The sequence below is a fragment of the Streptomyces sp. NPDC002602 genome, assembly GCF_042889445.1.
Lineage (GTDB): Bacteria > Actinomycetota > Actinomycetes > Streptomycetales > Streptomycetaceae > Streptomyces.
On the sequence record NZ_JBIAQX010000001.1, the window covers coordinates 410404 to 423308 of the forward strand.

A 12905-nucleotide genomic window follows, 5' to 3' on the forward strand; every position below is an offset into this window, starting at 1 on the left:
CGCCCGACGACGGGCGGGGAGGACGTTCGTCGCTCCGGTGGCGCGAGGGCGGGCCGGGACTCCCCGGCGACCGCCCGGCCCTACTCGGCGTCGCTCTCCAGGTTGCCCTCGGTGTCCAGGTACACCTGGCGCAGCTCCTCGAGGATCCGCGCGTCCGGCTTCTCCCACATGCCGCGCGACTCCGCCTCCAGGAGGCGTTCGGCGATGCCGTGCAGGGCCCAGGGGTTGGCCTCTTCCAGGAAGGCGCGGTTCTCCGGGTCCAGGACGTACGTCTCGGTCAGCTTGTCGTACATCCAGTCCGCGACGACGCCCGTCGTGGCGTCGTACCCGAAGAGGTAGTCCACCGTCGCCGCGAGCTCGAAGGCACCCTTGTAGCCGTGGCGACGCATCGCCTCGATCCACTTCGGGTTGACCACCCGGGCGCGGAAGACCCGGGAGGTCTCCTCCACCAGCGTGCGGGTCTTGACCGTCTCCGGGCGGGTGGAGTCCCCGATGTACGCCTCGGGCGCCGTTCCCCGCAGGGCGCGCACGGTGGCGACCATGCCGCCGTGGTACTGGAAGTAGTCGTCCGAGTCCGCGATGTCGTGCTCGCGGGTGTCCGTGTTCTTCGCGGCGACGGTGATCCGCTTGTACGCCGTCTCCATCTCGGCGCGGGCCGGACGGCCCTCCAGGCCGCGACCGTACGCGTACCCGCCCCACACCGTGTAGACCTCGGCGAGGTCGGCGTCCGTGCGCCAGTCGCGCGAGTCGATCAGCTGGAGGATGCCGGCGCCGTACGTGCCCGGGCGCGAGCCGAAGATACGGGTCGTCGCGCGCCGCTCGTCGCCGTGCTCGGCCAGGTCCGCCTGGGCGTGCGCCCGGACGAAGTTCCGGTCGGCCGGCTCGTCCAGCGAGGCCGCGAGCCGCACCGCGTCGTCCAGCAGGCCGATGACGTGCGGGAACGCGTCCCGGAAGAAGCCCGAGATGCGCAGGGTGACATCGATGCGCGGCCGGCCCAGCTCGTCGAGCGGGATCGGCTCCAGACCGGTGACCCGGCGCGAGGCCTCGTCCCAGACCGGGCGCACGCCCAGCAGCGCCATGGCCTCCGCCACGTCGTCGCCGGAGGTGCGCATCGCGCTCGTGCCCCACAGCGACAGGCCGACGGACGGCGGCCACTCGCCGTTGTCCGTGCGGTAGCGGTTCAGGAGCGAGTCGGCGAGCGCCTGACCGGTCTCCCACGCCAGCCGGGACGGGACGGCCTTCGGGTCGACGGAGTAGAAGTTCCGACCGGTCGGCAGCACGTTGACCAGACCGCGCAGCGGCGAGCCGGAGGGGCCCGCCGGGACGAAGCAACCGTCCAGGGCACTGACCACGTGGGCGATCTCGTCGGTGGTGCCGGCCAGCCGCGGCACGACCTCGCGGGCCGCGAAGTCCAGCACCGCCGCCACGTCCGCCGAGTGGTCGCCGGCCACGGAAGCCACCGCCTCCGGGGCCCAGCCGGCGTCCTCCATCGCCTGGACCAGCGCGCGGGCCGTCTCCTCCGCCTCGTCGGCGGAGGTGCGGGTGGCCGCGGACTCGTCCAGGCCGAGCGCCTCGCGCAGGCCCGGCAGGGCCGTCGTACCGCCCCAGATCTGGCGGGCGCGCAGGATGGCGAGCACCAGGTTGACCCGGGCCGTGCCGGTCGGGGCGCCGCCCAGGACGTGCAGACCGTCGCGGATCTGGGCGTCCTTGACCTCGCACAGCCAGCCGTCGACGTGCAGCAGGAAGTCGTCGAAGCCGTCGTCGTCGGGGCGCGCCTCCAGCCCCAGGTCGTGGTCCAGCTTCGCGGCCTGGATCAGGGTCCAGATCTGCGCGCGGATCGCCGGGAGCTTCGCCGGGTCCATCGCCGAGATCTGCGCGTACTCGTCCAGGTGCTGCTCCAGGCGGGCGATGTCGCCGTAGGACTCCGCGCGGGCCATCGGCGGCACCAGGTGGTCGACGAGGGTGGCGTGGACCCGGCGCTTGGCCTGGGTGCCCTCGCCCGGGTCGTTGACCAGGAACGGGTAGATCAGCGGCAGGTCGCCGAGGGCGGCGTCCGGGGCGCAGGACGCGGACAGGCCCGCGTTCTTGCCCGGCAGCCACTCCAGGTTGCCGTGCTTGCCCAGGTGGATCATGGCGTCGGCGCCGAAGCCGCCGTCCTCGGCGCGGGCCTGGATCCAGCGGTACGCGGCCAGGTAGTGGTGCGAGGGCGGCAGGTCCGGGTCGTGGTAGATCGCGATCGGGTTCTCGCCGAAACCGCGCGGCGGCTGGATCAGGATCAGCAGGTTCCCGCGGCGCAGGGCCGCGAGGACGATGTCGCCCTCCGGGTTGGCGGAGCGGTCCACGAACATGTTGCCGGGCGCTTCGCCCCAGTGCTCCTCGACGCTCGCGCGCAGGTCGGCCGGGAGCTGCGCGAACCACCGCTCGTAGTCGGCGGCCGGGATGCGGACGGGGTTGCGGGCCAACTGCTCCTCGGTGAGCCAGTCCTGGTCGTGGCCGCCGGCCTCGATCAGGGCGCGGATCAGCTCGTCGCCGTCACCCGAGACCAGCCCCGGGATCTCCTCGACGGGGCCGAAGTCGTAGCCGCCGGCGATCAGTGTGCGCAGCAGTTCCACGGCGCTCGCCGGGGTGTCCAGGCCGACCGCGTTGCCGATGCGGGAGTGCTTCGTCGGGTACGCCGACAGCACCAGCGCGATCTTCTTGTCCCGGCGCTCGATGTGCCGCAGCCGGGCGTGGCGCACGGCGATGCCCGCGACCCGGGCGGCCCGCTCGGGGTCGGCCACGTAGGCGGGCAGTCCGTCCTCGTCGAGCTCCTTGAAGGAGAACGGGACGGTGATCAGACGGCCGTCGAACTCCGGCACCGCGACCTGCGTCGCCGCGTCGAGCGGGGACAGGCCCTCGTCGTTCTCCTCCCAGGCGCTGCGCGATCCGGTCAGGCACAGGGCCTGGAGGATCGGCACGCCGAGCCCGGCCAGCGCGCCCGCGTCCCAGGACTCGTCGTCGCCGCCCGCCGAGGCGGTGGCGGGCTTGGTGCCACCCGCCGCGAGGACGGTGGTGACGACCGCGTCGACGGACTCCAGCTCGGCGATCAGGCCCGGCTCGGGCGTGCGCAGCGAGGAGACGTACAGCGGGAGCGCCCGGGCGCCCTGCGCCTCGACGGCCTCGCACAGGGCGTGCACGAAGGAGGTGTTGCCGCTCATCTGGTGGGCGCGGTAGTAGAGCACCGCGACCTTGGGGCCCTCGATGCGCTGCGGGGTGCGCTCCAGCGGGCCCCAGGTGGGCGCCGCGGCCGGCGGCTCGAAGCCGTGACCGGTGAGCAGCACGGTGTCGGAGAGGAAACGGGCCAGCTGGTCCAGGTTGGCGGGACCGCCGTGCGCGAGGTAACCGTGTGCCTCGGCGGCGATGCCGATCGGGACCGTGGAGGCCTCCATCAGCTGGGCGTCCGGGGCCTGTTCGCCGGTCAGCACCACCACGGGACGGGTCTGGCCCGGGGCCAGCAGCAGGTCGAGGCCGTCCTGCCAGGCCCGCAGACCGCCCAGGAGGCGTACGACGACCAGGTCGGCGCCGTCGAGGAGGCCCGGCAGATCGTCCAGGGGAAGGCGGGAGGGGTTCGCGAACCGGTACGGGACGGGGCCGTCCGCGGCGCGGGCGCTGAGCAGATCGGTGTCGGACGTCGACAGCAACAGGATCATGCGGCGGCAGCCTTCCTCGGGGTTTCCGCGCCCCGGGCAGTGAGGACAGCGGGAGTTCCTGACTCACCCCGCGGATCGCTCCCCGGGGTTCACAGTGGCGGGACCGCGCCGGAATCTCACCGGGCTTCCTCCCATGTCGCCGTCCTCGGCGACGGCGGGCCGTGCGGCCCGCCGGTGGTCATCTTAGGGGGGCGGCGTGCGCGGCTCCGTTGCCGGGGCCCTGCCCCACGGCACGGGTGCCCCAAACCCCCGCGGGCCGGAAAGTGGCTGGTGGGGGCGGAGAGGACGAGGGGCGCGGGGCGGGGCGGCCCGAGCCCCGGGGGTGGTGACGGACACAGGTCGGGGGGCGGCAATCCTGGGTATGCTCGCGGCCATGCCCACGCCCCCCTCCGCCGCATCGCGGGAGAAACCCGTCATACGGGACCGCGGTGACGCCTGCCCCGGCGCGCTGCGGCTGCACGCGGCGGACGACGGCTTCCTGGCCCGGGTGCGGATCCCGGCAGGGCTGCTCACGGCCCCGCAGGCCGAGGCCCTGGCGCTCGCCGCGGACCGCTTCGGGGACGGGCACCTGGAGATCACCTCGCGCGGGAACGTGCAGCTCCGCGGCCTGGCCGAGGACTGCGGCGCGGGCCCCGCGGAACTGCTGGACGCCGCCGGGCTGCTGCCGGCGCCGGCCCACGAGCGGGTACGGAACATCGTGGCGACCCCCATGTCGGGGCTGGAGGGCCCGCACCGGCCCGACGCGCTCGCCTGGGCCATGGCCTTCGACCGGCTGCTCTGCGCGAGCGCCGGGGCCACCGCCCTGTCCGGACGGTTCCTGTTCGCCTTCGACGACGGACGCGGGGACGTCGCCGCCCTCGGCCCCGACGTGACCGTGCTCGGCCGGCCCGACGGACGGGCGCTGCTCCGGCTCGGCGCGGCCGCCGACGCCGTGGACGTGCCCGCGCCCGACGCCCCCCGGGCGGCGCTGCTGGCCGCCGCGTACTTCCTCGACACCGCCGCCGAGGCCGGCACCCGCGCCTGGCGGGTGTCCGAACTGCCCCCCGAACACCCCCTGAAAGCAGCCGAGTTGAACCGGCGCCTGGTGGCCGCCGGAATCGATGCGGTGGACGCCGGCACGCCGACCTGGCCGTACGCGCCGCCGCCCGCGCCCGCCGGGCCGGGCGACGACGGCCGCGGCGCCCTGTGCGTCCTGCCCCCGCTGGGCCGGGCCACCACCGCGCAGTGGCGGGTCCTCGTCGACGTCGCGGAACAGGGGCGCGGAGAGCTGCGCGTCACCCCGTGGCGCGGCGTCGTGCTGCCCCCGGGCGACGCCCCCTGGCCCGCCGCCTCCGTCACGGCCCGCGTCGAGGACGCCGGACTGGTGCTCGCCCCCGACGGTCCCTGGCAGTCCGTCACCGCCTGTACCGGACGGCCGGGTTGCGCGAAGTCCCTCGCGGACGTGCGCGCCGACGCGCGGGCCGTCGTGGACCGCGCGCGCGGCCCGCTGCCCGTGCACTGGTCGGGCTGCGAACGGCGCTGCGGGCACCCGCGCGGCACCGCCTGGGTGGACCTGGTCGCCGGCCCGACCGGCTACCGGCTCGCCGCACCGGGCCGCCCCGCACGCCATGTGCCGGACACCCCCACCGAACTTGCCGCGGCCCTCGCGGACGCCCGCACCACCCCACCAGCCCCCGACCCCGCAGTGAAGAAATGAGCGAGTGCCCCGTGTTCGAGTACGAGAAGGACGGCGCGGCGATCTACCGCCAGTCCTTTGCCACGATCCGCGCCGAGGCGGACCTCTCCGGGCTGCCCGCCTCGGTCGCCCAGGTCGCGGTGCGCATGATTCACGCCTGCGGGATGACCGACCTGCCCCAGGACCTCGGGTACACCCCGGACGTCGTCCTGCGGGCGCGCGCCGCGCTGGAGGCCGGCGCGCCGATCCTGTGCGACGTGCAGATGGTCGCGAGCGGGGTCACCCGCAAGCGGCTGCCCGCAGACAACGAGGTGATCTGCACCCTCTCCGACCCGGCCGTGCCGGAACTCGCCGCGCGGATGGGCACCACCCGCAGCGCCGCCGCGCTCGAAGTCTGGCGTGACCGGGGCCTGTTGGAGGGCTCGGTGATCGCCGTCGGCAACGCCCCGACCGCTCTCTTCCGCCTGCTGGAGATGATCGAGGAGGGCGCGCCGCGCCCCGCCGCCGTCATCGGCGTCCCCGTCGGCTTCATCGGCGCGGCCGAGTCCAAGGACGCGCTCGCCGCCCACCCCTCGGGCCTCGACCACCTGATCGTGCGGGGCCGGCGGGGCGGCAGCGCCATCGCCGCCGCGGCCGTCAACGCCATCGCGAGCGTGGCCGAATGAGCGCCGACGAGGTGACCCCCGGCCGGCTCTACGGCGTCGGCCTCGGCCCCGGCGACCCCTCCCTGATGACCCTGCGCGCCGTCGAGGTGATCGCGGAGGCGGACGTCGTCGCCTACCACTCCGCCCGCCACGGCCGCTCGATCGCCCGCTCGATCGCCGCGAAGCACCTGCGCGCCGACCACGTCGAGGAACCGCTGGTCTACCCGGTCACCACCGAGACCACCGATCACCCCGGCGGCTACCAGGGTGCGATGGAGGAGTTCTACGAGGCCTCCGCCGCCCGGTTGGCCGCACACCTCGACGCCGGCCGGACCGTCGCCGTGCTGGCCGAGGGCGACCCGCTCTTCTACGGCTCGTACATGCACATGCACAAGCGACTCGCGGACCGCTACCCGGCCGAGGTGATCCCCGGCGTGACCTCGGTGAGCGCCGCCGCAGCACGCCTGGGGACCCCGCTCGTGGAGGGCGAGGAGGTGCTGACCATCCTGCCCGGCACCCTGCCCGAGGAGGAGCTCACCGCCCGGCTCGCCGCCACCGACTCGGCGGTCGTGATGAAGCTCGGCCGCACCTTCCCCGCGGTCCGCCGGGCCATGGAGAACAGCGGCCGGCTCGCCGAGGCCCGCTACGTCGAGCGCGCCACCATGGCGGGTGAGCGCACGGGCCTGCTCGCCGACACCGACCCCGACAGCGTCCCGTACTTCGCCGTCGCCGTGGTGCCCAGCCGGATCGGCAACCCGGGCAGCGTGCCGTCCGGACCCGGCGAGGTCGCCGTCGTCGGCACCGGACCGGCCGGCCCGCTGTGGCTGACCGCCGAGACCCGGCGGGCGCTCGCCGATGCCGAGGTGCTGGTCGGGTACACGACCTATCTGGATCGCGTCCCGGTCAAGCCGGGGCAGGTCCGGCACGGCTCCGACAACAAGGTGGAGTCGGAGCGCGCCGAGTTCGCCCTGGACCTCGCCCGCCGGGGCAAGCGGGTCGTCGTGGTCTCCGGCGGCGACCCCGGCGTCTTCGCGATGGCCACGGCCGTCCTGGAGGTCGCCGACCAGGACGCCTACAAGGACGTGCCGGTACGGGTCCTGCCGGGCGTGACCGCCGCCAACGCCGCCGCCGCGGCGGCCGGGGCGCCGCTCGGCCACGACTACGCCACCGTGTCGCTCTCCGACCGGCTCAAGCCGTGGGAGGTCATCGCCGAGCGGCTGCGCGCCGCCGCCGCGGCCGATCTGGTGCTCGCCCTGTACAACCCGGGTTCACGCAGCCGCACCTGGCAGGTCGCGCAGGCCAGGGAGCTCCTGCTGGAACTGCGCTCCCCGCAGACCCCGGTGGTCGTCGCGCGGGACGTCGGCGGCCCGGAACAGTCGGTGCGGATCGTGACCCTCGCCGAACTGGAGCCGGCCGAGGTGGACATGCGCACGATCCTGCTGATCGGTTCCTCGCAGACCCGGATCACCGAGCGGGCCGACGGGTCGCGGGTCACGTGGACCCCGCGCCGCTACGCCTGACCGGTCCGATCGGTCTGATCGGTCGACGCGAGAGCCGGGCTCGGGGGCGGTGACGGCCCCGGGACCCGGCCGCGCGGGCGATCGGACCCGGCCGATCGGGCGGGCCGGGCCGGGCTGTTCGGCCGGGTCGGGCCGCGCTGGTTCGGGCCAGGTCGGGCCCGGCTGGTTCGGGCCGGGTCGTTCGGCCGGTTCAGGCCCGGAAGCCGGTCAGTCGGGCCAGCGCCGCCTCGACCGAGTCCGCCTCCGGCACTCCCTCGGGCACCGGCGGTCGCCGGACGACCAGCACCGCGATGCCCGCCTCGCGGGCCGCGACGAGCTTGGGCGCGGTGGCGTCGCCGCCGCTGTCCTTGGTCACCAGGACGTCGATCCGGTGCCGGGCCAACAGGTCCCGCTCGTCGGCGAGGCCGAACGGCCCCCGCGCGAGCAGCACTTCGAGGCGCGGCGGCCGTTCCCCGTCCGGCGGGTCCACGGAACGCACCAGGAACCAGGGCTCGGTGAGGTGCGCGAAGCGGTGCAGGCCCATCCGGCCCGTGGTCAGGAACACCCGACGGCCCCGCTCCGGGAGCAGGGCCGCCGCCGCGTCGAGGGAGTCGACGAACGTCCAGTCGTCGCCGGGCCCCGGGACCCAGCCGGGACGGCGCAACGCGAGCAGCGGTACGCCGGTCAGCTCCGCGGCCCGCGCCGCGTGGAAACTCATCCGCTCCGCGAAGGGGTGGGTGGCGTCCACCAGGTGCGTGACCCGGTGGGCGGTCATCCAGGCCGCCAGGCCCTCGGCGCCACCGAAGCCGCCGATCCGGGTCCCGCCCGGCGGCAGCACCGGCGCGCCGACCCGGCCGGCCAGGGAGCTCGTCACCCGAAGCGGGAACCGCTCCAGGGCCTCGGCGAGCCGGCGGGCCTCCGTCGTGCCGCCCAGGATCAGCAGGTGACCGGGGTCCCCTTCAGCAGACATGCCGGTCGCGTTCGGCGGAGTACAGGTGACTGTCGCGGAACTGCTCCGCGCCCAGCGTGCGACCCACCACGATCACCGCGGTGCGCACCAGCCCGGCCGCCTTCACCTGTTCCGCGATGTCGGTCAGGGTGCCGCGCAGGATCAGCTCGTCGGGGCGGCTGGCCATCGCGACCACCGCGACGGGGCACTCGGCCCCGTAGTGCGGCAGCAGCTCCTCGACGACCCGGTCGACGTACCGCGTCGCCAGGTGCAGGACCAGCAGCGCGCCGCTGCGGCCGAGCGTCGCCAGGTCCTCCCCGGGCGGCATCGGGGTGGCCTGCTGGGCGATCCGGGTCAGGATCACGGTCTGCCCGACGGTGGGCACGGTCAACTCCCGCTTCAGCGCGGCGGCCGCCGCGGCGAACGCCGGCACGCCCGGGACCACCTCGTAGGGGATGCCGGCCGCGTCGAGGCGCCGCATCTGCTCGGCGACCGCGCTGAAGATCGACGGGTCGCCGGAGTGCAGCCGTGCCACGTCCAGGCCCGCCTCGTGCGCCCGGGTGAACTCCGCGACGATCTCGTCCAGGTTGAGCCGGGAGGTGTCGATCAGGCGCGCGTCTGCCGGACATTCGGCCAGCAGTTCGCGCGGCACCAGGCTGCCCGCGTACAGGCAGACGGGGGCGGCGGCCAGCGTCCGGGCACCGCGCACGGTGATCAGGTCGGCGGCGCCGGGGCCCGCTCCGATGAAGTACACGGTCATGTCGGGTCCTTGTCGCTCTCGTTCTCGTTCTCGGTCGTCCGGTCCGTCGTCGGGTGCGGTTTGGTGACCGACCACTGGGTGACCGCCATCGCCTGCCGCCAGCCGGTGAAGCCGCCGACCGGCACCGCGTGGGCGACGGCCAGTTTGACCAGTTCGCCACCGCGGCGGCGGTAGTGGTCGCCGAGCACGGCCTCCGATTCCAGGGTGACCGTGTTGACCACCAGCCGGCCGCCGGGTGCCAGCGCCGTCCAGGCCGCGTCGAGGAGGCCGGGCGCGGTCAGGCCACCGCCGATGAACACCGCGTCGGGGGCGGGCAGTCCGATCAGCGCGTCGGGGGCGGCGCCGAGGACGACCCGCAGGCCCGGCACACCGAGGACGGTCGCGTTGCGGGTGATGCGTTCGGCGCGTTCGGGGACGCGTTCCACGGCCACCGCCCGGCAGGAGGGGTGGCTGCGCATCCACTCGATGCCGATGGAACCGGAACCGCCGCCGATGTCCCACAGCAGCTCGCCGGGGGCCGGGGCGAGGGCGCACAGGGTCGCGGCCCGTACGTGCCGCTTGGTGAGCTGGCCGTCGTGTTCGTACGCGGTGTCGGGCAGGCCGGGGGTGGTGCCGAGGCGGGGCGTCGGGGCGGCCGGGTCGCGGCGGCAGTCCACGGCCACCACGTTCAACGGGTCGCCCGGCGCCCGGTCCCAGCCGTCCGCGTGGCCCTCGTACGCGTCCTCGTGCTCGGAACCGAGCCGCTCCAGCACCCGCATGCGGCTCGGGCCGAAGCCCCGCTCCCGCAGCAGCGCGGCGATCTCGCCCGGCGAGCCCGCGCCCGCGCTGAGCACGAGCACCCGCCGGCCCTCGTACAGGGCCGCGGCGAGCCGGGCCACGGGGCGGCCGACGATGGTGACGACCTCGGTGTCCTCCACCGGCCAGCCGAGCCGGGCGCAGGCGTAGGACACCGACGAGGGGTGCGGAAGGACGTGCAGGGCGTGCGGTCCGAGTTCCTCGCAGAGGGCGCGGCCGATCCCGTAGAACATGGGGTCGCCGCTGGCCAGCACCGCGATCCGACGGCCCGCGTGCTCGGCGGCCAGTTTCGGGACGGCCGGGCGCAGTGGGCTGGGCCAGGCGACCCGTTCGCCGGGGCAGGCGTCGGTCGGCAGCAGGTCCAGTTGGCGCGGGCCGCCGATCAGCACCTCGGCGGAGGTCAGCGCGGTCCGCGCGGCGGCGGTGAGCCCGGCCCAGCCGTCGGCGCCGAGGCCGACGACCGTCACGGGGAGGGCGGGGGGTGCGGAGCTCACTGCGTGGACCTCGGGGGAGGGGAAGCGGATGGACCCGCAGCCTACTGGCCTGCGCACCTCCCCGGTCCCCGGGGTGACCGGCCCCACGTGCCGGGCACCCGGAACACGGGATGTTACCCTCAGTAACCACGTCGTCGTGAGGGAGTCGAGATGCCCGGCTGGAACGTCAGGAACATCCCCGACCAGAGCGGTCGCACCGCCGTCGTGACCGGGGCCAACAGCGGCATCGGGCTGGTCGCCGCCCGCGAGCTGGCCCGCGCCGGCGCCGGGGTCGTCCTGGCCTGTCGCAGCGCGGCCCGGGGCCACGCCGCGGCGGTACGGCTGAGGACCGAGGTGCCCGGCGCGGACGTGGAGTTCATGCCGCTGGACCTCGCCGACCTCGCCTCCGTGCGGGAGTTCGCCCGGGCCTGGTCGCGGCGCCACGACACCCTGGACCTGCTCGTCAACAACGCCGGCGTGATGGCCCTGCCGTACGGTCGCACCACCGACGGCTTCGAGAGCCAGTTCGGGGTCAACCACCTCGGTCACTTCGCCCTGACCGGGCTGCTCCTGCCCCGTCTCCTCGCCGCCGGCGACGGGGCGCGGATCGTCACCCTCTCCAGCGCCTTCCACGTCCTCGGCGACCTCGACCACGAGGACCTGAACGCCGAACGCGGATACCGGCGTTGGATCGTCTACGGGCGCTCGAAGACCGCCAACCTGCTCTTCACCCACGAACTGTCCCGGCGTCTCGCGGCCGCCGGCTCCGGGATCGTCGCGGCCGCCGCCCACCCCGGCTACGCCTCCACCAACCTGCACGTCGGGGCGGCCCCGCGGGCCGGGCGCACCCTCACGTCACGGATCGCCGTCGCCGCGAACGCCGCGGTCAACGCCGTCGGCATCGCCGTCGTCGCGCAGTCCGCCGAGGCCGGCGCGCTGCCCACCCTGTACGCGGCCACCGCCCCCGGGGTCCGGCCCGACGCGTTCATCGGGCCGCGGCTCGGCTGGCGCGGGGCACCCGTCCGGTCCCGGCGGGCCAAGTGGACCCTCGACGACGCGTCCGGGGAGCGGCTGTGGAGCGCCTCCGAGAAACTGACCGGGGTGTCGTACCCGGCGCCGGCGCGCTGAACGGCCGATGTCTCGGGGGCGGATGGCCGACACCCGCCCCCGTGAGGCTCTTGACGCACCCCGGATCCGCCGTCACGGGTGCCTCGAAGTGAGCCCGTCCGCCCCCGGGACGCCTCCGGGCGCCCCGGGTGGACCCTGAACCGGACCCCGCCGTCCCGGACACTCGGCGGCATGGAAGACGACTCTACGGACAACCACCCAGGACCCGGGCTCCCCCCGAGGCGCGGGCGCACCCGGAGCGGATCCCGGGAGCCCCCTCAGGGGGATCCGGTCGCCCGGGCGTAGAGGGCGCGGGTGCCGTCGTCGAACCAACTGCTGTACGAGGTCCTCTCGTCGCCGCCGCCGTCACGGCCGCCGACCACCCCGATCAGGGCGGGTCCTTCGGTCAGGATCGGGCCGCCGCTGGTCCCGTTCGGTACGCCCGCGCAGTCCAGCCGCACCTGCGCGGGCCCTTCCGCGCGGGCCGTGTTGAAGCAGTCCACCGGCTGTTCGGCGTCGTTCGGATAGCCCACCACCCGTGCGGGCACGGGAAGCCCGGGCCGGAACCGGATCGCGGGCGCGCCGGTGACGTCCTCCAGCCGCTCCCCGGGGTGTCCGGGGCGGCGCACCCGGACGAAGGCCACGTCGTGATCGGGGTCGGCGGACTCCGTCCAGCGGGGATCCACGTCGATCCGGGTGGGCACCCAGACGCCGTACGGGGCCACGCCGTCCCGGTAGCCCGGCACGAAGGCGAGGTTGGTGCGGAAGCCGCCCTGGTACACGCAGTGGGCGGCGGTGACGAGCAGATCCCCGTCGGGGGAGTGCACCACGCCGGCGGAGCAGTGGTGGTCGGAGTCCCAGTCGCCGCCGGGGGAGAACAGCGCGCCGATCGCGGGCTCGGGCGCCGTGCTCCGGGCCTCCAGGGGCGAGGAGGGGCGCCAGTCGCCCTCCCGCCGCGACCGTACCGGGGTCGCCGATCCGGCGGGCTCGGCCGGGGTCGCGGATCCGGCGGGCTCGGCGGTCGCCTCGGAACCGGCGGGGTCCGGGGTGTCGTCGCGCGGTGCCTCGACCTCCACCACGAGGCCGTCCAGGACCGCCGAGGCCGTCCGGTCGGCGCGTTCCGGATCCTGGAGGTAGGTGCCCTGCGCCGGGTCCCCGTCCGCGAGGTGCGCGGCGACGACACGCAGCTCCCACACGACCCAGGAACCGGCTCCCAGCAGGGCGAGAACGATCCCGAGCAGCACGACGCGGACGCGTCTCGCCCCGCCCCCCGCCTTGCCGACCATGTGGCGCTCCCGCTCCCGTTCCCGAAGA

9 protein-coding genes and 1 riboswitch are annotated in these 12905 nt (G+C 75.2%); of the genes, 4 read left to right on the top strand and 5 right to left on the bottom strand.

The features are described 5' to 3' along the window. Positions 1-80 precede the first annotated feature (80 nt). Complete coding sequence (gene cobN, locus ACFYW3_RS01620) at positions 81-3689, bottom strand: cobaltochelatase subunit CobN (RefSeq protein ID WP_389385210.1); 3609 nt, start codon at positions 3687-3689, stop codon at positions 81-83. A 52-nt stretch (positions 3690-3741) separates the two neighbouring features. Further along, positions 3742-3820, bottom strand: a riboswitch (cobalamin riboswitch). A 242-nt stretch (positions 3821-4062) separates the two neighbouring features. Here cobN and ACFYW3_RS01625 point away from each other — a divergent pair. Genes ACFYW3_RS01625 through ACFYW3_RS01635 form a run of 3 tightly spaced genes read left to right on the top strand, consistent with a single transcriptional unit; the run spans position 4063 to position 7528 of the window. After that, on the top strand, positions 4063-5385 hold the full coding sequence (locus ACFYW3_RS01625) for a cobalamin biosynthesis protein CobG (protein ID WP_351760708.1): 1323 nt from the start codon (positions 4063-4065) through the stop codon (positions 5383-5385). Next, the gene (locus ACFYW3_RS01630) at positions 5382-6029 is read left to right on the top strand and encodes a precorrin-8X methylmutase (RefSeq protein ID WP_267795996.1); all 648 of its coding nucleotides are present in this window, start codon (positions 5382-5384) and stop codon (positions 6027-6029) included. Before ACFYW3_RS01625 ends, ACFYW3_RS01630 begins: the two co-directional genes overlap by 4 nt. Further along, positions 6026-7528: a precorrin-2 C(20)-methyltransferase gene (locus ACFYW3_RS01635; protein WP_389385211.1), complete on the top strand. Its 1503-nt coding sequence runs from the start codon at positions 6026-6028 to the stop codon at positions 7526-7528. The genes ACFYW3_RS01630 and ACFYW3_RS01635 overlap by 4 nt, the downstream gene beginning before the upstream one ends. Positions 7529-7718: 190 nt before the next feature. Here the strand turns inward: ACFYW3_RS01635 and ACFYW3_RS01640 are convergent, their stop codons facing one another. From ACFYW3_RS01640 to cbiE, 3 genes are read right to left on the bottom strand one after another with little or no spacing between them, the layout of a single operon-like run. Then, the gene (locus tag ACFYW3_RS01640; RefSeq protein ID WP_389385212.1) at positions 7719-8477 is read right to left on the bottom strand and encodes a cobalt-precorrin-6A reductase; all 759 of its coding nucleotides are present in this window, start codon (positions 8475-8477) and stop codon (positions 7719-7721) included. Further along, positions 8467-9216, bottom strand: a complete 750-nt coding sequence (gene cobM / locus ACFYW3_RS01645; protein WP_389385213.1) for a precorrin-4 C(11)-methyltransferase — start codon at positions 9214-9216, stop codon at positions 8467-8469. The genes ACFYW3_RS01640 and cobM overlap by 11 nt, the downstream gene beginning before the upstream one ends. Beyond that, on the bottom strand, positions 9213-10505 hold the full coding sequence (gene cbiE, locus ACFYW3_RS01650; RefSeq protein ID WP_351760697.1) for a precorrin-6y C5,15-methyltransferase (decarboxylating) subunit CbiE: 1293 nt from the start codon (positions 10503-10505) through the stop codon (positions 9213-9215). The genes cobM and cbiE overlap by 4 nt, the downstream gene beginning before the upstream one ends. Positions 10506-10655: 150 nt before the next feature. On the opposite strand from cbiE, the gene ACFYW3_RS01655 reads away from it, so the two are divergent. Further along, entirely contained in the window at positions 10656-11612 is a 957-nt protein-coding gene (locus tag ACFYW3_RS01655) for an oxidoreductase (RefSeq protein ID WP_389385214.1), read from the top strand. 257 nt (positions 11613-11869) lie between these two features. Here the strand turns inward: ACFYW3_RS01655 and ACFYW3_RS01660 are convergent, their stop codons facing one another. Continuing rightward, positions 11870-12877: a serine protease gene (locus ACFYW3_RS01660; protein WP_351760691.1), complete on the bottom strand. Its 1008-nt coding sequence runs from the start codon at positions 12875-12877 to the stop codon at positions 11870-11872. Positions 12878-12905 lie beyond the last annotated feature (28 nt).

What these genes read in the sequence shown, in the direction of transcription:
- cobN (WP_389385210.1), bottom strand. Translation starts at nt 3,689, where the DNA reads ATGATCCTGTTGCTGTCGACGTCCGACACCGATCTGCTCAGCGCCCGC.
- ACFYW3_RS01625 (WP_351760708.1), top strand. Translation starts at nt 4,063, where the DNA reads ATGCCCACGCCCCCCTCCGCCGCATCGCGGGAGAAACCCGTCATACGG.
- ACFYW3_RS01630 (WP_267795996.1), top strand. Translation starts at nt 5,382, where the DNA reads ATGAGCGAGTGCCCCGTGTTCGAGTACGAGAAGGACGGCGCGGCGATC.
- ACFYW3_RS01635 (WP_389385211.1), top strand. Translation starts at nt 6,026, where the DNA reads ATGAGCGCCGACGAGGTGACCCCCGGCCGGCTCTACGGCGTCGGCCTC.
- ACFYW3_RS01640 (WP_389385212.1), bottom strand. Translation starts at nt 8,477, where the DNA reads ATGTCTGCTGAAGGGGACCCCGGTCACCTGCTGATCCTGGGCGGCACG.
- cobM (WP_389385213.1), bottom strand. Translation starts at nt 9,216, where the DNA reads ATGACCGTGTACTTCATCGGAGCGGGCCCCGGCGCCGCCGACCTGATC.
- ACFYW3_RS01655 (WP_389385214.1), top strand. Translation starts at nt 10,656, where the DNA reads ATGCCCGGCTGGAACGTCAGGAACATCCCCGACCAGAGCGGTCGCACC.
- ACFYW3_RS01660 (WP_351760691.1), bottom strand. Translation starts at nt 12,877, where the DNA reads ATGGTCGGCAAGGCGGGGGGCGGGGCGAGACGCGTCCGCGTCGTGCTG.